Annotated in this window: 15 protein-coding genes; 10 read left to right on the top strand and 5 right to left on the bottom strand. The window is 55.1% G+C overall.

The genetic code is table 11. The features are described 5' to 3' along the window. The first annotated feature begins 263 nt into the window (after window positions 1-263). Complete coding sequence (locus KW848_RS00375) at window positions 264-1,337, top strand: autotransporter outer membrane beta-barrel domain-containing protein (protein WP_218534666.1); 1,074 nt, start codon at window positions 264-266, stop codon at window positions 1,335-1,337. Window positions 1,338-1,471: 134 nt separating this feature from the next. Here the strand turns inward: KW848_RS00375 and glgB are convergent, their stop codons facing one another. The 3 genes from glgB to KW848_RS00360 form a co-directional block, all read right to left on the bottom strand. Next, complete coding sequence (gene glgB / locus KW848_RS00370) at window positions 1,472-3,703, bottom strand: 1,4-alpha-glucan branching protein GlgB (protein ID WP_218534665.1); 2,232 nt, start codon at window positions 3,701-3,703, stop codon at window positions 1,472-1,474. A 2-nt stretch (window positions 3,704-3,705) separates the two neighbouring features. Continuing rightward, the gene (gene treS / locus KW848_RS00365) at window positions 3,706-7,047 is read right to left on the bottom strand and encodes a maltose alpha-D-glucosyltransferase (RefSeq protein ID WP_218534664.1); all 3,342 of its coding nucleotides are present in this window, start codon (window positions 7,045-7,047) and stop codon (window positions 3,706-3,708) included. 227 nt (window positions 7,048-7,274) lie between these two features. Then, window positions 7,275-9,272, bottom strand: coding sequence for an alpha-1,4-glucan--maltose-1-phosphate maltosyltransferase (locus KW848_RS00360; RefSeq protein ID WP_218534663.1), 1,998 nt, complete (start codon window positions 9,270-9,272; stop codon window positions 7,275-7,277). Window positions 9,273-9,502: 230 nt separating this feature from the next. Here KW848_RS00360 and KW848_RS00355 point away from each other — a divergent pair, with 230 nt between their 5' ends. The 6 genes from KW848_RS00355 to KW848_RS00330 all read left to right on the top strand — a co-directional run bounded on the left by KW848_RS00355 (window position 9,503) and on the right by KW848_RS00330 (window position 14,809). After that, window positions 9,503-9,673 carry a hypothetical protein gene (locus tag KW848_RS00355; protein ID WP_218534662.1) on the top strand — a complete coding sequence of 57 codons (171 nt, stop codon included), beginning with the start codon at window positions 9,503-9,505 and terminating at the stop codon, window positions 9,671-9,673. Window positions 9,674-10,087: 414 nt separating this feature from the next. Further along, on the top strand, window positions 10,088-10,426 hold the full coding sequence (locus KW848_RS00350) for a hypothetical protein (RefSeq protein WP_218534661.1): 339 nt from the start codon (window positions 10,088-10,090) through the stop codon (window positions 10,424-10,426). Window positions 10,427-10,492: 66 nt separating this feature from the next. Next, the gene (locus tag KW848_RS00345) at window positions 10,493-11,353 is read left to right on the top strand and encodes an McbB family protein (protein WP_218534660.1); all 861 of its coding nucleotides are present in this window, start codon (window positions 10,493-10,495) and stop codon (window positions 11,351-11,353) included. Next, complete coding sequence (locus KW848_RS00340) at window positions 11,350-12,141, top strand: SagB/ThcOx family dehydrogenase (RefSeq protein WP_218534659.1); 792 nt, start codon at window positions 11,350-11,352, stop codon at window positions 12,139-12,141. The genes KW848_RS00345 and KW848_RS00340 overlap by 4 nt, the downstream gene beginning before the upstream one ends. Next, entirely contained in the window at window positions 12,138-13,337 is a 1,200-nt protein-coding gene (locus KW848_RS00335) for a YcaO-like family protein (RefSeq protein ID WP_218534658.1), read from the top strand. The genes KW848_RS00340 and KW848_RS00335 overlap by 4 nt, the downstream gene beginning before the upstream one ends. Window positions 13,338-14,092: 755 nt before the next feature. Then, window positions 14,093-14,809, top strand: a complete 717-nt coding sequence (locus tag KW848_RS00330; protein WP_218534657.1) for an AAA family ATPase — start codon at window positions 14,093-14,095, stop codon at window positions 14,807-14,809. A gap of 26 nt (window positions 14,810-14,835) precedes the next feature. Here KW848_RS00330 and KW848_RS00325 read toward each other — a convergent pair whose 3' ends face one another. Then, entirely contained in the window at window positions 14,836-15,345 is a 510-nt protein-coding gene (locus tag KW848_RS00325) for an MgtC/SapB family protein (protein ID WP_218534656.1), read from the bottom strand. A gap of 122 nt (window positions 15,346-15,467) precedes the next feature. On the opposite strand from KW848_RS00325, the gene KW848_RS00320 reads away from it, so the two are divergent. The 3 genes from KW848_RS00320 to mapR all read left to right on the top strand — a co-directional run bounded on the left by KW848_RS00320 (window position 15,468) and on the right by mapR (window position 18,954). Beyond that, window positions 15,468-15,701, top strand: coding sequence for a DUF3203 family protein (locus KW848_RS00320; protein WP_218534655.1), 234 nt, complete (start codon window positions 15,468-15,470; stop codon window positions 15,699-15,701). Window positions 15,702-15,896: 195 nt separating this feature from the next. Continuing rightward, window positions 15,897-17,327 carry a cytochrome c oxidase accessory protein CcoG gene (gene ccoG, locus KW848_RS00315; protein WP_218534654.1) on the top strand — a complete coding sequence of 477 codons (1,431 nt, stop codon included), beginning with the start codon at window positions 15,897-15,899 and terminating at the stop codon, window positions 17,325-17,327. A gap of 217 nt (window positions 17,328-17,544) precedes the next feature. Beyond that, window positions 17,545-18,954, top strand: coding sequence for a GntR family transcriptional regulator MpaR (gene mapR / locus KW848_RS00310; protein ID WP_076031034.1), 1,410 nt, complete (start codon window positions 17,545-17,547; stop codon window positions 18,952-18,954). A 148-nt stretch (window positions 18,955-19,102) separates the two neighbouring features. Here the strand turns inward: mapR and KW848_RS00305 are convergent, their stop codons facing one another. After that, window positions 19,103-19,849: an SDR family oxidoreductase gene (locus tag KW848_RS00305; protein WP_218534653.1), complete on the bottom strand. Its 747-nt coding sequence runs from the start codon at window positions 19,847-19,849 to the stop codon at window positions 19,103-19,105. Between the last annotated feature and the right edge of the window lie 36 nt (window positions 19,850-19,885).

Genomic DNA, 19,885 nt, shown 5'->3' with positions numbered 1-19,885 from the left:
ACAAGAACTTAGATGTGCGGCAAAAATCAATCACTTGCAAGCTCTAAAATACAGCTACCATTTATCGGCCATTTTCTTGACGCGATGTCAAGGGTCTTCTTAGCTACACGTTACTACCCCCGGAAATACACCAGGGGCAAACCCCAAGACACCCGCAAAATCGGGCGGCCAGAGGCTTGCCCCAATACATTCGGTCGCCCCTCATTCGGGTAGGAGAGAGACGCCAGAGCGAGATACCGCATGCGATTGCAAGGCAGACCTCCATGAAAACTTCATTCACCCAACAAGAGATCAAAGTAACTTTTTGCACTGTCTCGAGCTCACTTCTTCTGTGCTCGTCCATGGAAGTACTGGCAGGGCCGGCAGAGAATGAAACCACGCCTTGGTACCGTCAGGATGTTCCGGTCATGACCTTACCCTCCGTCACTTTGACCGACCCCTACTCCGGCCACTTCAGCGCCGCCTCCGATACACGAAGTTCACACCTGACCATCGAGGGCGCTACACCTTCGGCCTGGGATCAGATGTATGGACTGGCTTCGCGGCAGGCGCAAACCGATGTTCTGGCTCAGGGGTTTGCTGTCCCTGGCAGCAGCGAATTCAAAGGTCCGGCGATCCTGACGCTGCAAAGCGATAGCGGTCATATCCAACGGCTCGGGCTGGTCGGCGGCATGACTCAGTTACAAAGCAATAGCAACGGACTGCTGACCGGTCGCGCCCTTGCTGACCCCAGCCACGACACTCTCAACCTCGAAGGCCAGAGCCTCGGCGCTTACTGGAGTTTGACCGGGCCCCAAGGCTGGCACGTGGACTTGACGGCCAGCGGCGGCCGGGTCAACGGCTATACCCGCAATGATCAGGGCGCCCGACTGGCGACCGAGGGCAACGCGGTGACGCTGTCGGTGGAAGGTGGTTTCCCCATTGGTCTGAGCGATAACTGGGTCGTTGAACCCCAGGCGCAATTAATCAATCAACGCATTACCCTGGACACCCCGTATGCCGGCTCAGGCAATGCCTCGTCCGGCGATCTGACGTCCTGGAGCGGCCGGGTCGGTGCGCGGTTGAAAGGTAGTTACGACATCAACGGCCTGGGGGTCGAACCCTATGTGCGAACCAACGTGTGGCATACGGTGTACACCAGCGATACCGTGAACCTCGATCAGGTCGAGAAGATCAGCAGCAGCCGCTACTCATCGACCGTCGAAGTGGGTTTGGGCCTGGTGGCCAGAGTGACGCCCACCGTGAGTCTTTACGTCAGCGCCGACTACAGCAGTGATGTGGATGGCAATGATTTGAACGGGTTGATTGGGAGTTTGGGTGTGCGGATGCGGTGGTGAGTGTTTCAGTTCAAGAAATTGATTGTTCGGGCTGACGCCTTCGCGAGCAAGCCCGCTCCCACATTGGATTGATGTCGTACACAAAACCAATGTGGGAGCGGGCTTGCTCGCGAAGGGAGCGACTCGGTTTTAGATCAACCCTCCGGACGCAGCATCAACACCGCCAGCGGCGGCAGGTTCAATACCAACGAGAGTGCCTGGCCATGGCTCGGCTCATCCTCGGTAAACGCCCCGCCGCTGTTGCCATAGTTCGAACCGGCGTAAGTGGCCGCATCGCTGTTGATCACCTCGGTCCAACGCCCGGCAAACGGTACGCCAATGCGATAACCCTCACGCGGCACCGGGGTGAAGTTAGCCACCACCAACACCGGCCGCCCCTCCCTGCTCCAGCGCATGAAGGCGTAAACGCTGTTGATGGCATCATCACCAATCAACCACTGGAAGCCTTGCGGCGCGTCGTCCTGATCATGCAGCGCCGGTTCCTCGCGATACAGCCGATTAAGATCGCCGACGAGTTTCTGCACACCTTTGTGTTCCGAGTACTGCAGCAAGTACCAGTCGAGTTGCTGATCGTGGTTCCACTCACGCCACTGACCAAACTCGCAGCCCATGAACAACAGCTTCTTGCCCGGATGTGCCCACATGAAACTGAGGTAGGCGCGCAGGTTGGCGAATTTCTGCCAGCGATCGCCCGGCATCTTGTCGATCAGCGAGTGTTTGCCGTGTACCACCTCGTCGTGGGAAATCGGCAGGATAAAGCGCTCGGACCAGGCATACACCAGGCCAAAACTCAGCTCGTTGTGGTGATGGGCGCGGTACACCGGGTCCTGCTGGATGTAGTGCAGCGAATCGTGCATCCAGCCCATGTTCCACTTGTAGTCGAAGCCCAGTCCGCCCTGTTGCGTGCCCTGGCTGACACCCGGCCATGCGGTGGACTCTTCGGCAATCACCAGCGCACCGGGGGCTTCGAGGTCGACCACGTCATTGAGATGGCGCAGGAAGTCGATGGCTTCGAGGTTTTCCCGACCGCCGTGACGGTTTGGCACCCATTCGCCGGCCTTGCGCGAGTAATCGCGATACAGCATCGAGGCCACGGCATCGACCCGCAGGCCGTCGACGTGAAAATGTTTGAGCCAGTGCAGCGCCGAGGCCAGCATGTAGCCGTGCACTTCGGTGCGACCCAGGTTGTAGATCAGCGTGTCCCAGTCCTGATGGAAGCCTTCTTGCGGGTTGCCGTATTCGTACAGCGCAGTGCCGTCGAATTGCGCCAGACCGTGAGTATCGGTCGGGAAATGGGCCGGCACCCAATCGAGGATCACGCCGATATCGGCCTGGTGGCAGGCATTGACGAACGCGGCGAAGTCATCCGGCGAGCCGTAGCGGGCGCTCGGGGCGAATTGCGACAGCAGCTGATAGCCCCAGGAGCCGCCGAACGGGTGCTCCATGATCGGCATCAGCTCGATGTGGGTAAAACCCAGTTCCTTCACGTAAGGAATCAGCCGCTCGGCCAACTCATGCCAGGTGTACAGGCGCGCAACTTCGCCCAGATCATCCAGCTCACATTGCCAGGACCCGGCATGCAATTCGTAGATCGACAGCGGCGCACTCACCCGATGACGGTCGCCCCGGGATTGCATCCACTCGTGGTCCTGCCAATCGATGTTCAGCGGTGAAGCGACTTTTGACGCGGTGTCCGGCGGCAGCGAAGTGGCCAGCGCCATCGGGTCGGCCTTGAGTGGCAGAATGCCGTGGCTACCGAGGATTTCGTATTTGTACGTTTCCCCCGCTTGCATGCGCGGGACGAAAATTTCCCATACGCCGGTAGGATGACGCAGGCGCATCGGGTGCCGGCGACCGTCCCAGTTGTTGAAGTCACCCACCACCGACACCCTTCTGGCGTTCGGTGCCCACACGGCGAAACGCACGCCATCGACACCGTCGACCGTTTTCAGCTGCGCGCCCAGGCAAGCGCTGAGATCGCGGTGATTACCTTCGGCGAACAGGTACAAGTCCATCTCGCCAAGCAACGGGCCAAAGCTGTAAGGGTCTTCGCAAACCTGTTCGCCGCCGGCCCAGCGGGTTCGCAGCAGATACGGCTGCGCCCGATCGAAGTGCCCGACGAACAGGCCCGGCGTCTGGGTGGCCTCAAGGTTGCCGAGTTCTTCCCCGGAGTCCTTGGCCAGTACCTGCACGCTCAAGGCGTCCGGCAAATAGGCTCGAATGAATTGCCCGCCGACACCATCGCCGTGGGGGCCAAGAATTGCAAAGGGGTCGTGATGTTCGGCGCGTACCAGTGCGTCGATGTCCCGCGATCTGGGCAGCAACGCTTCTTTAGCGTGACCCTGTTCCTTGTTCGAGAAACTCATGACTACTCTCCACCAAGATCGGAAAAGGGTTTAAGCCCACTCAATAACCCATACAAGCCGTGCAACGGCACGGGCAACCATGTGGGGCGATTTTCTGCCTCGTAGGCCACTTCATACGCTGCCTTCTCCAGGCCGAACAACGCCAACGCGGCGTCCTCGCCTTCCGGATCTTGCCATGCATGAGCAAGACTAGCTGCCGCCAGCCGATAAGCGTCGACAAATGCGTGTCTTGCTTCATTCAAATAGCGATCGGCGACACGTTGACGAGCGGCTTTGGCATCGGCCGTGTTGTCGACGTTGTGCACATTGATCGCCATCGCCGCAGCGTAGTCAAAGGAGCGCAATACGCCACTGACGTCTTTGTACGGGCTGTGTTTGCCCCGTCGTTCGTGCAACGGCCGCGCCGGCTCGCCTTCGAAGTCGATCAGGTAGGCGTCGCCCTTGATCACCAGCACCTGGCCCAGGTGCAAGTCGCCATGGACGCGAATGCGCAGCCCCCCAACGGCTTTTTTGCCCAGCTCCTGAACATGGCTGAGGATGTCTTTTTTGTTGTCCAGTAAACGAGTGACCAAGGCTTTGTCTGCCGGGTTCAATTCGCTTTGATGCTGTTTGAGCAACTTCAGCGCGTGCTCCAGTTGCGCCGCCACGTCCTTGGCACAGGCCAGGGCTTCTTTCTGGGTGGTGACCTTCGGGGCGAAGTCCGGGTTGTCGCTGGGCGCCGCCAGCACCTGATGCATTTCACCCAGACGCTGACCGAGCATGCCGGCGAAGTCTCTGAGCTCACCCAAGGCGTTGTAGTGTTGCTCCTGCTCGGACATGGCGTCGGCCAGCTCGTCGCGCAGCGCCCTTTCAAGGTTGTTCTGGGTCCATTCCCAGGCGTCGCCCTGATTGCTCAAGTAGCCTTGGGCAATCATCAGCAACGTTTCCTCGCCCGCCGGATCACGGCGAACCACCGAACCGATTAGCGGCGAGATATTGCGGAAACCGGCGTGAGTCAGGAACGCGCTCATTTCCAGCTCCGGGTGCACGCCGGACGCGACCTTGCGGATCAGTTTCAGCACCAGGCTGTTGCCGATCACCACCGAACTGTTGGACTGCTCGGTGGACAGGTAACGCACTTCCGATTCCCCGGTCAGGCCGAGTTTCGCCAGTTCCCACGTCGGCTCAAAGCAGATATCGCCCGCACTGGATGGCACTACGGTATTACTTTGCATGCCCTGCAACACCGCATGCACAAAGGTATCGAGGCTGAAGGCATCAGTGATCAAGCCGACCTGACGCACGCGCCGGACCCGAGACAAGGCCAGTTGCTGAGGCAACGCGGCGCCCACCTGATCTTCAGAGATAAAACCGAACGGCAACTGATAGCGGCTGGTCTGGCCGCCACTGGTGACGTCGATTTCACTCAACAACACGGGGTGCAGCGGATCGCCGAAGCGCACGCCATAAGCGATGTTGACCTGTTCGATGGCTGCGTCCTTACCGGCAAACCAGCGGCGGTTCTGTAGCCAGTTCGGCAAGATGCCCTGCTCCAGCGTGCCGCGGGACGGTGCTTCGAGCAGTTCTTCCATGCGTTTCTTCAGCACCAGCGTGGTGAAGTCCGGCAGGCTTTGCGCCGGTTCCACGTGCCAGCTTGGCATCTGGTTTTCTGCTGCCAGGCCGAACCAGTAGAAGCCGTAAGGCGCCAGGGTCAGAAGGAAATTCAACTGGCCGATCGGCGGGAAGGCGTTACCGCCAAGCATTTCCACCGGCACCATGCCGGCATAAGCGGATAAATCCAGCTCCGCCGCTTGCGCACTGCGCGATACGTTGGCCACGCACAGAATGATTTCGTACTTACCATCCGGCCCGGTGAATTCCCGGGTGTAGGCCAGGATCCTCCGGTTAGTCGGCGAAAGCATTTTCAGGGTGCCGCGACCGAAGGCCTTGGACTGCTTGCGCACGGCGAGCATGCGCCGAGTCCAGTTGAGCAACGAATGCGGATCGCCGGCCTGGGTTTCAACATTGACCGACAGGTAACCGTATTGCGGGTCCATGATCGGTGGCAGCACCAGGCTGGCCGGGTCGGCGCGGGAGAAACCGCCGTTACGGTCAATCGACCACTGCATCGGCGTGCGCACGCCGTCACGGTCGCCGAGGTAGATGTTGTCGCCCATGCCGATTTCATCGCCGTAATACAGGGTCGGCGTGCCGGGCATCGATAGCAGCAAACTGTTCAGCAACTCCACACGACGACGGTCGCGTTCCATCAACGGCGCCAGGCGGCGGCGAATCCCCAGGTTGATCCGCGCTCGACGGTCGGCTGCGTAGTAATTCCACAGATAATCGCGCTCCTTGTCGGTGACCATTTCCAGGGTCAGCTCATCGTGGTTGCGCAGGAAAATCGCCCACTGACAGTTAGCCGGGATCTCCGGGGTCTGACGCAGGATATCGGTGATCGGGAAACGGTCCTCCTGGGCCAGCGCCATGTACATGCGCGGCATCAGCGGGAAGTGGAACGCCATGTGGCATTCGTCACCGTTCAGGCCTTTGGCGTCGGTGTCGCCGAAGTACAGTTGCGTGTCTTCCGGCCATTGGTTGGCCTCGGCCAGCAACATGCGGTCCGGGTAATTGGCGTCGATTTCGGCACGGATCTGCTTGAGGACGTCGTGGGTCTCGGGCAGGTTTTCGTTGTTGGTGCCGTCGCGTTCGATCAGGTACGGGATCGCGTCCAGACGCAGACCGTCGATGCCCATGTCCAGCCAGTAGCGCATCACCGACAGCACGGCTTTCATGACTTGCGGGTTATCGAAGTTCAGGTCTGGCTGGTGGGAATAGAACCGGTGCCAGAAGTACTGGCCGGCCACCGGGTCCCAGGTCCAGTTGGACTTTTCGGTGTCGAGAAAGATGATGCGGGTGCCGTCGTACTTATGATCGTCATCCGACCAGACGTAGAAATCCCGTGCCGCCGAGCCTTTCTTGGCCTTGCGCGCACGCTGAAACCAGGCGTGCTGGTCCGAGGTGTGGTTGATGACCAGTTCGGTAATCACCCGCAGGCCACGTTTGTGGGCTTCCGAGATGAACCGCTTGGCGTCGGCCATGGTGCCGTAGTCGGAATGCACGCCACGGTATTCGGCAATGTCGTAGCCGTCATCACGCCGTGGCGAGGGATAGAACGGCAACAGCCAGATGGTGTTGACGCCCAGATCGGCAATGTAATCGAGTTTGGCGATAAGACCGGGAAAGTCGCCGATCCCGTCATTGTTGGAGTCGAAAAAAGACTTAACGTGAACCTGGTAGATCACCGCATCCTTGTACCAGAGCGGGTCTTTGATAAAGGTGGCTGCCTTGGGTTTCTTCGCCATTTGAAACTCCTGTTGAATTCAGTGAAGCCCTTGAGCCGAACGCCTACGTGTGGTGAAGGGGGCTTTTGTGGCGAGGGGATTTATCCCCGTTCGGCTGCGAAGCAGTCGCATACTTTCAATCTTGTTGATGCGGTGTCTGGGCGGATTGGGGGCCGCTTCGCGACCCAACGGGGATAAATCCCCTCGCCACAGAAGCCCTCTCACCACAGAAGTCCTCTCGCCACAAGTCAAGAGGTTGTGATCCGCCATATCCCGAACGGTTGATGCGCCGGGTCGATCCGCATGAATTGGTACTTGCCGTACCAGGTCCAGCGATGACCGTTCATCAAGTCTTCGCCCTGGGTGCTGGCGTCGTCGGGCAAGCCCATTTCCCACAGCGGCAATTCGAAGTTCGCTTCCTGGACGTTATGCGGATCAAGGCTGACGGCCACCAGAATGAAATTGCTGCCATCGGCGCTGCGTTTGCCGAAATACAGAATGTTGTCGTTCCAGGCGTTGTAGACCTTCAGGCCCAGATGCGTCTGCAGCGCCGGGTTCTGCCGGCGGATGCGGTTGAGCTGGGCGATCTCGGCAATGATGTTGCCCGGCGCGTTGAAGTCCCGTGGGCGGATTTCGTACTTCTCGGAATTGAGGTATTCCTCCTTGCCCGGCACCGGTGCCGCTTCGCACAGTTCGAAGCCTGAATACATGCCCCACAGACCAGAGCCCATGGTGGCCAGTGCCGCGCGGATCAGAAAACCGGCGCGCCCCGACTCATGCAAAAACGCCGGGTTGATGTCCGGTGTGTTGACGAAGAAGTTCGGTCGGAAGCATTCGCGCCACGGTGACTCATTGAGTTCGGTGAAGTAAGTGGCCAGCTCGGACTTGTTGTTGCGCCAGGTGAAGTAGGTGTAGCTCTGGGAGTAACCGACCTTGCCCAACCGCGCCATCATTGCCGGGGTGGTAAAGGCTTCGGCCAGGAAGATCACCTCGGGGTACAGCGCCCGCACATCCGCAATCAGCCACTGCCAGAACGGCAGCGGTTTGGTGTGAGGGTTGTCGACGCGGAACAGCTTCACGCCCTCCTCGACCCAACCCACCACGATGTCGCGCAACTCGACCCACAAACTCGGGATCGCATCGGTGGCATAGAAATCGACGTTGACGATGTCCTGGTATTTCTTCGGCGGGTTCTCGGCGTATTTGATCGTGCCGTCTGGGCGCCAGTTGAACCAGCCCGGATGCTGTTGCAGCCACGGGTGATCCTGAGAACACTGAATCGCAAAATCGAGGGCGATTTCCAGCCCATGGTCTGCAGCCGCCGCGACAAGACGCCGGAAGTCTTCGCGCGTGCCCAGCTGCGAATGAATGGCTTCATGCCCACCCTCTTCGCTGCCAATGGCATACGGACTGCCCGGATCGTCCGGGCCGGCGGTCAGGGAATTGTTCGGGCCTTTGCGGTAGCTGAGACCAATCGGGTGGATCGGCGGGAAGTACAGCACATCGAAGCCCATGTCCTGAATCATCGGCAGCCGCGAATGCACATCGTTGAAGGTGCCATGACGGGCCGGATCGTCAGTGATCGAACGCGGAAACAATTCATACCAACTGGCGAACTGCGCCAGGTCCCGTTCGACGTCGACCGGGTACTCAGGGCTGAGGCTCAAATAGGCACGATGATCGGCCTGCGTCATCAGCTCAGCGCTACGCTGGTGCAGAAACAGCTCGACCTGCTCGATTTCGAGCAACCCCGACAATTCATGGTGCAACGCCGTCAGTTGCTCGCTCAGCTGTCCTTCGGTGCGTTCGGCGGCTTGCTGGACCAGCGTTCGCCCCTCCTGCAACTCCAGGCTGATCGGCACCCTGGCGGCATGTTTTTTCTCCAGCTCGTAACAGAAGCTGGCGAACTGATCGATCCAGGCTTCGATGCAAAACACATAACGGCCCTGACGCGCGACCCGGAACTGGCCCTGCCAACCGTTATTGCCCAGCTCGGCCATGACTTCGCTTTGCCAGGTTTCCTCACCCTCGGCGTGCCAGCGCACTCGCACGGCCAATTTGTCGTGACCGTCGGCAAACACTTTGCTGGTCACCACCACGTCCTGACCCATCACGGCTTTGACGGCGAACTGTCCGCCATCGAGGGTCGGCATGGTGTTTTCGATGGCGATCCGCGGCAGCAGTAAAGCCTGCGACAGCGGCATATGAGGGTTGTAGTTCAGCTCTGTCGGTTTTTCAGCAGTCATCGAGCATCTCTCCTTTACGCCCCATGGACGCTCTTGTGTCTGTGGCTTGTAACAGGATAGCCATCCCGCAGGATCGTCCGCCCCGGAATGAACTCACTTAGGTTCCGAGCGACAGGCGCCGGTAAAAGTTCACGAGGATTTGCCCAAGCCTTCGAAGGAATCAATTCCTTTACGCAGTGGTCAACACACTTAAGCACGACTTACGCCATGTGCCACTGGAGGTTGAATTTATGAGCATTCCGATCCCGGCCGAAACGCCTGATCCAAACATCGACAGCCCGACCATTCCGCCGACCGAGCCTGCTCCGGAACCCGAGCAGGAGCCGCCGGGCACGACCCCGCCTGCGCGGGAAGATCCGCCTGAAACCATGCCACCGGTAACTGTTGCGCCAGAATCTTAGGGAGAGATTATTAACTGCGCCGTAGGAAGGAACCGACGTCTCGGCGCCGTTTATGAAGACTCGTAATAACGATCTCGAAGCTAATCTATTGGCCAAGATGCACGGGCTTGGAATCAGTCTGCGAAGTACATCCAACAAGCATGTACCGTTCGTCGGAATACCTAACACTGTCAAACTGAAATATCAAAACAATGCCCACAGACGTTCAGGAAACGCACTACATGCGTCCTCAGACTATTCTTTATTGATAATCCTTTACGCAAACCCGCATCATAAAAAAAATAGGCTGCAACCGTCAGAGTTTCCTCGTATTTTTCCAAACAACAAGACTGTTTAATCACCAAGTTGACGCTCGTGCAATACGTCACCTATCACGAAAGACTTCTTACCCAAGCTTGTATGAAGCTTCCTACAATGAAAAACATTCAAATTTGCAACACGCCACTCAACGAGTTAGAAATTGCTCGTCACTTACTAAACAGTGACTTCTTTCCGAAAAGGAGTTTGAAAATGCAAAATGGAAACTTGACCGAGACAATCTTCAGCTTCAAAAAAGAGTTTGGTGGGGATTCGTTCTCGCACATTGCTGGGGGATCCGGTAGCGCAGGTGGGTGCGGAGGAAGTGGGGGGTGTGGGGGTGGGGGTGGTTGTAAGGGGGGAAGCGGAGGATCTGGCGGTTCCGGCGGCAATGCCGTTACTTCCGGCGGCAATGCCGTTACTTCCGGCGGCGAAAATGAGCGCTCCAAACAATAAGACTTTACATTAAAGGGAGGCGAGGTCTTTCCGCCCTCATATGGAAAGACCTCGACAGGGAAAGCCATGAAGCTCAGCATACAAAACTACAATCTACTGAATTTCAACAGTGATAGCGTCGTCATTTCTCAAAAAGGTGTGTCGCGCGTAAAGTCACCTTCACTACTAGAGGTAATTAGAAGGCTAAACAATCGAAGCAGCATAACTGACAATGAGCTTTTTGGCTTATTCAGCGAATACAACCTAGATCAAGAAGAAGCATACCAATCCCTTGAAGGCATCATCGACATACAAACAGAGAAAGATGCTTTTTATTTTAAAACAATCATAGTAGCTCATGACTGGGATGACACCGCACAATTTGAATCGCTCTTGCTGGATGAACTGCCCAGTTCGACAAGTGTCTGCAAAATATCTGAATTGGCACAGAGAATAACTGTAGATTCTTGCAGCTATATTATACTGGCTTGTAAAAATTACGAGTATAACGACTTAAAGAAAATCTATTTCCAGATCACATCCAATCACCCTGAAAGCGCAGTTAGCATCTGCTATTCGAATGGAGACAGCTATGTAATAGGTCAACCTTACTTTCCGAAAATAGGAAACCCTTGTCATTTCTGCTCGATAGACAGGTTGATTAATCATGAGACGTACAAACCAAGCAAAAATACTTGGTCGAGCCTTTTGAACTTTTGCCGAAGTAAACATATACCCATTCCGACACCACACTATTCCTTATACCAGAAATGTTTGATTATTGGCGCAATTGTACAAAAAGTAAAACTCATAACGGGTTCAAATGGAATCTGCCGATTCCAAGACAACATACTTCAGGAAACCACCCTATCTCTTAGCAATGGAAATGTATCAGAATCATCAATTTCACACTGGTGCATGTGTGACTGTTTAAGGGTCAGCACATGAAGAACATCCCGCATGACTATTACCTTAGGTTTCTGGATTCTGTTGTCCACGAGCAAGTCTTGGACTTTCACAACAAAGGAAACTATATAATTCACGAGGCTTTCAAAAACTCAACCGCTCTGCATTTCATTGATGCCAAATATCTGACTGCACTGACAGGAAATGAACTCAAGCTTTATCCAGACTTAGATATAAGCCTGCCTTTGAAAACAACCGAAGAATCTGGCTGCTTATATCGAAATGATTCGTGCGAGTCATTCATCAACCAAAATATAGATTTCAGCACAATAGAAAAACTAGTAAATCCGCTAACCGCAAAAAATATAAACAACTATAAACGAGGATACCCAAGTGGCGGAGCCCTTTATCCAATAGAAGTATTTGTTTGCTCGTTAATGGATGATGAGTCAACCTGGCCATGTCCAGAAAAAATTCTGCATTTGTTGCCTCAATCTGCAAAATTCGAAATTATGCAGGATACGGCATGTACAAAAGAACTACGTTCCGCAATTCTTTCAGCTCCGGGCAATATTGGTTCGCCTAGCGTTGCAATTATCTACGCCGCCTATCTGCCAAAGACAATGTTTAAGTATAGATATCGCGGATACCGTTTAGCTCTCATGGAGGCAGGATCAATGTATATGTTGATAGAGTTACAGGCAAAAAAACTTAAATTACGAAGCCGTCTATGGTCGGCTTACACAGATACGATGGTATGCAAAGCAATTGGATTGAATCCAGCGGTCTTTCTTCCTCTATGCGTACATTTTGTAGGTCAAACAGAATGAACATTTACAATCAAAATAATTATTCATCGCTACCGAACTCGATTATATATCAGCCATCGTGTCTGACTTCTATGCCAATGTCAGCAGAAACTGATGATTCATGGGGGAACGGTGGGTCGGGCATTGGCGCCGGATCCGAAGCGATACGAGCCGCGTTAGGCGAATATTTTGAAAGACGACATTTTTATATGGAAGTCATGCCTGACAAGACCGGCAATCTTGGTTTTTCTATGTCCGAAGCAGAAAGCAAAGACTTTTGCAAGGCGCTCCACCAAACATGTGAAGGAAATAAATTACTGGATGATATCTGGAACCATAAATTCCAATTATCTGAAGTTTACCGAGCTAGCGATCTTTCACAGTGCCATGTGCCAACTGCCTGTATATCGTTGAGTAGGCATAAAATTGAAAATGACAGCACAATATACCCTTTACGAGATACATGTGGTTGCAGCTTCCACTGGGATCCCATGATCGCCATATTTGGTTCGTTAAAGGAGCAACTTGAAAGGCAATTCCTGACAAAATTCTGGCTTACAAAGAAATGCCGAACAATAGTCCCTATAAATATAGCGATCGCCAAATTAAATAATGCACACTCAGCGAAGCTGTATCAGCATCTCGCACTGGCTGGGGATACGACCGTTATCGATATTTCTGACCCGCGGTTCCCTGGCGCTTGCGTGCTCATCGTTTATGGAAGCGCAGCCGACAATAGGCATGTCAAATACTGCGCGGGAATGGCATATACGGCCAGTTTTGAAGAGGCGCTGGACAAATCGATTCGTGAGCTATGGCAAACATTTCGATTTATAGATTTATTCTGCGCCACCAATAGCGAGCACAAAGAAATTGAAGATCCCTATCTAAAATATTTTCTAAGCTGCAATAATTATCGAACCTACCAAGAGATAACCACAACACTACAATCTCATGAGAAGGTGCCACATCACAAAGAACGTTTTGATGCTCCCGGCCTGTTAAAAACGCTCGAAACCCAAGGTATTAATGGCTTTATCTATATAAAACCTATAGCAATTGAAAACTCCAACTATTTTGCTAGCAAGTACTTATCGCCCGATTTGTTTTTACACATGAACAGCTCACAAAATATAAATATTCGTAACCGCTACTCAGATTCATTCTTCCATGAAGTCGATGACACCCGTAAAAAATTCATGGTTCCATTTCCCTGAAGAGAACAAATCATGTCAGACAACAAAGTTAAACGCGCGATTGAGCTTAGCTTTATTTTCATAAAAGAACAAATCAAGGAGCCAACTGCTTTTTTTTGGACCATTTTATCTCCTGCCGCATTATTTTATCTACTAAACTACTCTAGAGGAAACACACCACCATACAGCTCTGATTACATTGCAGCCACATCTTGGTTTTATGCTTATATTTCCTCAAGTGTAGCTTTTTTCGGATTCTCATTTTATATAATTGGCCGAAGGGAAAGTGGATTTATTAGATCGTTCATATACAAGTTTGAAGCACGAATTGTGTTCCTGCTAGGACAGTTTTTTGCGTACTCTCTCATATCGATACTTTATTGCATGGCGTTTTACTGCCTGACACGACCTGCGTTTGGATCATTATCTATTGAAGAGATATTTATTATTGCTGGCAGATTCTATCTTTGCTTTCTTCTATTCAGCATACCAGGGCTTTTATTAACACTGCCACCCATCACATTCCAAAATGCAAATACTTTTTATTCAATCGCTTCATTCTCGATGCTAATTCTTGGGATCTATGGGGCTAGTTCCTCGTCGGAAGTCTCAAGCATCATCCGAAGTACAAACCCTTTAGCCATGGCAAACGATATCATCTTACAAGGAATGACGAATAACAGAGCACTGACATTTATAATAGTTATATTATTTTTAAGCACTCTACTATCAACTCTACGTCTCTTGAGAATAAATCCAGTATGGAGTAGATATTAATGAACTCACTAACGGTTACTAACCTTTCCTTCAGCTACATGAAGAACCCCATATTCGCCAATGCTTCAATTGCCGTGCATTCAGGTTCCATCACAGGGCTGCTCGGCCCAAACGGCAGTGGGAAAACCACTTTTTTTGATATTCTGTGCGGACTAACAAACATAAAAAAAACCGAAATAGTTAACACATTCAAAAACCAGGTGTATTTATCTCAATCCCTCAGCACTCCACATTCTCTGCGTATGTTTGATATTTTCAGAATGACCACCCTCCTATGCTCGTCAGAAACGCTGAGCCAACAGAAAGCACTTGAGAAACTTCAAGCGTGGAGCCCTGAGATTATCGAGCGTTACACTGAAATATGGAACAAGAAATCTTCGATCTGCAGTTATGGTGAAAAGCGGTGGTTCTTCACGTTGACTTTGCTTGCTCTAAATGCAGACCTGGTTATCTTGGACGAACCAAGCGCAGGAGTTGACGCAGAGTTTCGTCACTATATATGGAAGTGCCTGAGAGGTGCTGCACGAGAAGGTGTGGCCATCTTAGTCTCGTCACATAATATCGAAGAGATCGCCGCTAATTGCGATCGCTTCTACATGATAAGTAACCGTACGTTTAAGCCTTTTCAGTCTGGAGATGAATTCAAAAAACATTACAGCGCCACTAGCCTTGACGAAGCATTCATCTGCGCGTCAGCAGCCAGAGAATACTTCTAGGAGAGCCAATCATACGAAAGCTTGATCTACCACCTTTCCGGCGTGTGATTTTTATCGAGTAATTTCACAATCCTCGGCATCACGCTGAATATCGCCAACGCCAGCAACGTACTGAGCACCGCCGTCGCTTCTCGTCCCAACCCGGCCGAGACGCCAATGGCGGCGGTCATCCACAACCCGGCGGCAGTGGTCAGGCCTTTCACATGGCCTTCATCGCCTTCCTGGTTTTTCAGGATGGTGCCGGCACCGAGAAAGCCGATCCCGGCGATCACACCCTGCATCACCCGGCTCATGGCATCGGCTTGCGAGCCGGACATTTGCGGCACCAGCACGAACAGCGCGGCGCCGAGGGCCACCAGCATGTGGGTGCGAACCCCGGCGGCCTTGCCCTTGTGCTCGCGTTCGAAACCGAGAATCCCGCCCAACATCGCAGCAATCAGTAAACGCACGGTAATGCGCGTCAGTTGTGAAGCGTCGCCAACGTCGGCGAACTCCGCTTGCAGGGTCACCCAAACCTCATGCCACCAGGCGTTCATGGTGTTGTCCTTATGAAGGATCGTTTCAGGGTGGACCGCGTCGACCATTAATCGGTTGCACAGAACGATGATCCTCGGCTGCGCCCTAACGCTTTAGATCCCGCAGAAAAAAGGACACCTTCATGACTGTGCGCATCGAAAGCCAGACCTGCTTCTTCATTACCGAGAACGGCGAAGAAATTCGTTTGTGTCCCGACGTCACCATCATTACCGACTCGGAAAAAGCCATGTCGGCGGTGGAGCTCAATGGCCAGCGCTTCTACATTACCGAAGCAGAAGCCGACGCATTGACCGTAGCAGGCGCAGTCGACGGGCGTAAGCATTTGAAGGCCACCGACAGTGGTTCGGTGATTTGACTGACCCGGATCAATAACCCCTGCAGACGCTTGATATAGGTGTCTGCGCCCCGCTGTAGCGGGTGCATCAACTTGTCGCAGGCAGCGGATCAATGGCCATCTGATCCGCTTTTTATTGCAATAGGTGAGTCTGTTATGCAAACAGATCGCCGCTCATAGTGCTCAGGCCTGATGGAGGCTGATGAGCGAAAGACCATGAGCGATAGAATCCCCGTCCGAATTGTTGAAAGTGCCCCGTCCGTTCAAAGCTATGAGCCTTCGCGTCCAAAGATGAAGGCCAAGTCCAGCGACAACCTGATCCACACCCGCAGCTTCACCGGTTTATTCCGCACCCTGCGCATGAGCGGCGCGGGGTTTCTATTTTTGCTGTTCTTCGGCACGGTGTGGTTGAACTGGGGCGGCCGCCAGGCGGTGCTCTGGGACCTTTCCGAAAGCAAATTCCATATTTTCGGCGCAACCTTCTGGCCGCAGGATTTCATCCTGCTGTCGGCGCTGCTGATCATTGCCGCGTTCGGCCTGTTTGCGATCACCGTGTTCGCCGGGCGAGTGTGGTGCGGTTACACCTGCCCACAGAGCTCCTGGACCTGGATCTTCATGTGGTGCGAGAAGCTCACCGAAGGCGAACGCAACCAGCGGATCAAGCTGCAAGCCGCGCCCTGGGGCCTGAACAAACTGGTCCGGCGCTCGGCCAAGCACACCTTGTGGCTGGCCATCAGCCTGTTGACCGGCCTGACCTTTGTCGGCTACTTCACCCCGATCCGGCCGCTGGCCGAAGAACTGCTGACCTTGCAAATGGGCGGCGTCAGCCTGTTCTGGGTGCTGTTCTTTACCGGCGCGACATACATCAACGCCGGTTGGCTGCGTGAAGCGGTGTGCATGCACATGTGTCCGTATGCGCGGTTCCAGAGCGTGATGTTCGACAAAGACACCCTGACCATCTCCTACGACGTGGCCCGTGGCGAAAACCGTGGCCCGCGCAAACGTGACGTGGCACCGGCAGAAGTCGGTCTCGGTGATTGCATCGACTGCCAGGTGTGTGTACAGGTCTGCCCGACCGGCATCGACATCCGCGACGGTTTGCAGATGGAATGCATCGGTTGCGCCGCGTGCATCGACGCCTGTGATTCGATCATGGACAAAATGGGCTACGCCCGCGGGCTGATCAGCTATACCTCCGAGCATCAATTGCAGGGTGGCAAGACTCATTGGTTGCGGCCGCGATTGATCGGCTACACCGCGGTCCTGCTGGTGATGATCGGTGCGCTTGCCCTGGCGCTGGTGGAGCGGCCGATGGTCTCGCTGGACGTGAGCAAGGACCGTGGCCTGTTCCGCGAGAACAGTCAGGGGCAGATCGAAAACATCTACAGCCTGAAAGTCATCAACAAGACCCAGCAACGTCAGGATTACCGTCTGACGCTGGTCGATGGCGACGGCTTCCAGTTGCAAGGCAAGACCGAACTGAGCCTGGCGCAGGGCGAGATTGTGGATGTGCCGGTGTCGGTGGCGATGACCACGGAACGGCCGAGCAGCAGTTCGCAGACGATCAGCTTCAAGATTGTCGACAGTGATGAGCCAGGGATTTATAGCGTGGCGAAGAGCCGGTTTGTTGCGCCGATGAATCGTTGATCCCTTAGACTGCGGTGCCCTGTGGAAAGCAGGCTCCCTGTGGCTAGGGGGCTCTTGTGGCGAGGGGATTTATTCCCGTTGGGCTGCGAAGCGGCCCCAAAATTTTACGGCTGCTGCGCAACCGAACGGGGATAAATCCCCTCGCCACAACAGCCTGCTAGCCACAAGGCCCCCTAGCCACAACAGCTAATTGAACCCATTCGATTGCGGGACTTAGATGAAACGCTACGAAAAATTCGCCGACGACATCGCTGAACTGATCCGCTCCGGCGTTCTCGGCCCCGGCCAGCGTGTGCCATCGGTGCGCTACGCCAGCCAGACTTACGGGGTCAGCCCGTCCACGGTGTTTCAGGCCTATTACCTGCTCGAACGCCGCGGCCTGATCCGCGCTCGCCCGCGTTCCGGCTACTTCGTCAACGCGCACGCGCCGAGTCCGTTCTCGGAGCCGGTGATCAGCAGCCAAGTCAACGAGTCCACCGAAGTCGACGTCAGCGAACTGGTGTTCTCGGTCCTCGATTCGATCAAGGACCCGAACACCGTGCCCTTCGGCTCAGCCTTCCCCAGCCCGACCCTGTTCCCGCTGCAGCGCCTGTCCCGCTCCCTGGCCAGCGCCGCGCGCGAGATGGACCCGCGCATGGTCGTCACCGACATGTCGCCGGGCAACCCGCAACTGCGTCGACAAATCGCCCTGCGCTACATGGTCGGCGGGTTGATGCTGCCCATGGAAGAACTGCTGATCACCAACGGCGCACTGGAAGCGCTGAACCTGTGCCTGCAAGCGGTCACCGAGCCCGGCGATCTGGTGGCCATCGAAGCCCCGGCGTTCTACGCGTGCCTGCAAATCCTCGAGCGGCTCAAGCTCAAAGCCGTGGAAATCCCGGTGCATCCGCGCGATGGCATCGACCTTGGCGTACTCGCGCAAACCCTGGCACGGCACCCGATCAAGGCTGTCTGGTGCATGACCAGCTTCCAGAACCCGATGGGCGCGACGATGCCCGAGGCGAAGAAGCAGGAACTGGTTGAGCTATTGCGCAGCCATCAGGTGCCGCTGATCGAAGACGACGTCTACGCCGAACTGTATTACGGCCAACAGGCGCCGAAACCGGCCAAGGCTTTTGATACCGAAGGGCTGGTGATGCACTGCGGTTCGTTCGCCAAAAGCCTGGCCCCCGGCTACCGCATCGGCTGGGTCGCCGCCGGGCGTTATGCGCAGAAGATCGAACGGTTGAAACTCATGACGTCGCTGTGTGCGTCGATGCCGGCCCAGGCGGCCATCGCCGATTACCTGCAACACGGCGGCTACGACCGGCACCTGCGAAAACTGCGTTACGCCCTGGAAGAACAGCAAAGCGCCATGCTCGCCGCCATCGCGCGCTACTTCCCGGCACAGACTCGCGTCAGCCAACCGGCCGGCGGCTACTTTTTGTGGCTGGAATTGCCACCGCAGATGGATTCGCTGAAGTTGTTTCAGATGGCGTTGGCGCAAGGAATCAGCATTGCGCCCGGGCCGATTTTTTCACCGACCCAGCGTTTCAGGAATTGTATCCGCCTGAACTACGGTAGCCCCTGGGATGAGACGGCCGAGAAGGCGATGGAGACGTTGGGGCGGATTGTGCGGTCGTTCTGAGGGTTTGGTGGCGTCACGACTGACGCCTTCGCGAGCAAGCCCGCTCCCACAATGGACGGTGTCGATCAGAAGGTTGTGAACGACACAAATCCTGTGGGAGCGGGCTTGCTCGCGAAGCGGCCAGATCAAACAGTGCAAATCTGAAGTATTAACGCCCGCCGCCGAGGTCAACAAAAGTCCCGGTCGCATAGGAAGCCTTGTCCGACAGCAACCACACAATCGCCTCAGCCACTTCTTCCGGACGCCCGCCCCGAGCCATCGGGATCGCCGACTCCAGCTTGCTGACCCGATCCGGGTCACCGCTCAACGCATGGAAATCGGTGTAGATGTAACCCGGGCGCACGGCGTTGACGCGGATGCCTTCGCCAGCCACTTCCTTGGACAGGCCGATGGTGAACGTATCCAGCGCACCTTTGGAGGCGGCGTAGTCGACGTATTCATTGGGCGCGCCCAGGCGTGAGGCCACCGAGGACACGTTAACGATGCTGCCACCCTGCCCGCCATGCTTGGGCGACATGCGCAGGATCGCGTGTTTGGAGCAGAGGATCGGCGCCAGGACGTTGGTCCTGAGGATCTTGAGAATACGGAACTCAGACATTTCATCGATCCGGGACTTCTGTCCGACGGTGCCGGCGTTGTTCACCAGTGCCGTGACCCGGCCCAACTCCGTGTCCACGCGATGGAACAGCGCGATCACTTCATCTTCGATGCTGACGTCAGCGCGCACCGCGATGGCTTGGGCGCCGAGGGCGCGGACTTGCTCCAGCACCGTTTGCGCAGCGGATTCGTCGGCCAGGTAGTTGATGCAGATCTTATAGCCTTGTTCGGCGGCCAACAGGGCTGTGGCGGCGCCGATACCACGGCTGCCGCCAGTGATGACGATGACTTTGTCCATGCGAAACTTCCCCCATACCAAGCGTTAGCGGTCGGG

Source organism: Pseudomonas sp. PDM25, assembly GCF_019219045.1.
Classification (GTDB): domain Bacteria; phylum Pseudomonadota; class Gammaproteobacteria; order Pseudomonadales; family Pseudomonadaceae; genus Aquipseudomonas.
The sequence above is the reverse complement of the archived record's forward strand: the minus strand, read 5'-3'. Positions and strand labels throughout refer to the sequence as shown.

Coding starts and splice junctions, on each gene's coding strand:
- KW848_RS00375 (WP_218534666.1), top strand. CDS start 264: ATGAAAACTTCATTCACCCAACAAGAGATCAAAGTAACTTTTTGCACT.
- glgB (WP_218534665.1), bottom strand. CDS start 3,703: ATGAGTTTCTCGAACAAGGAACAGGGTCACGCTAAAGAAGCGTTGCTG.
- treS (WP_218534664.1), bottom strand. CDS start 7,047: ATGGCGAAGAAACCCAAGGCAGCCACCTTTATCAAAGACCCGCTCTGG.
- KW848_RS00360 (WP_218534663.1), bottom strand. CDS start 9,272: ATGACTGCTGAAAAACCGACAGAGCTGAACTACAACCCTCATATGCCG.
- KW848_RS00355 (WP_218534662.1), top strand. CDS start 9,503: ATGAGCATTCCGATCCCGGCCGAAACGCCTGATCCAAACATCGACAGC.
- KW848_RS00350 (WP_218534661.1), top strand. CDS start 10,088: ATGAAAAACATTCAAATTTGCAACACGCCACTCAACGAGTTAGAAATT.
- KW848_RS00345 (WP_218534660.1), top strand. CDS start 10,493: ATGAAGCTCAGCATACAAAACTACAATCTACTGAATTTCAACAGTGAT.
- KW848_RS00340 (WP_218534659.1), top strand. CDS start 11,350: ATGAAGAACATCCCGCATGACTATTACCTTAGGTTTCTGGATTCTGTT.
- KW848_RS00335 (WP_218534658.1), top strand. CDS start 12,138: ATGAACATTTACAATCAAAATAATTATTCATCGCTACCGAACTCGATT.
- KW848_RS00330 (WP_218534657.1), top strand. CDS start 14,093: ATGAACTCACTAACGGTTACTAACCTTTCCTTCAGCTACATGAAGAAC.
- KW848_RS00325 (WP_218534656.1), bottom strand. CDS start 15,345: ATGAACGCCTGGTGGCATGAGGTTTGGGTGACCCTGCAAGCGGAGTTC.
- KW848_RS00320 (WP_218534655.1), top strand. CDS start 15,468: ATGACTGTGCGCATCGAAAGCCAGACCTGCTTCTTCATTACCGAGAAC.
- ccoG (WP_218534654.1), top strand. CDS start 15,897: ATGAGCGATAGAATCCCCGTCCGAATTGTTGAAAGTGCCCCGTCCGTT.
- mapR (WP_076031034.1), top strand. CDS start 17,545: ATGAAACGCTACGAAAAATTCGCCGACGACATCGCTGAACTGATCCGC.
- KW848_RS00305 (WP_218534653.1), bottom strand. CDS start 19,849: ATGGACAAAGTCATCGTCATCACTGGCGGCAGCCGTGGTATCGGCGCC.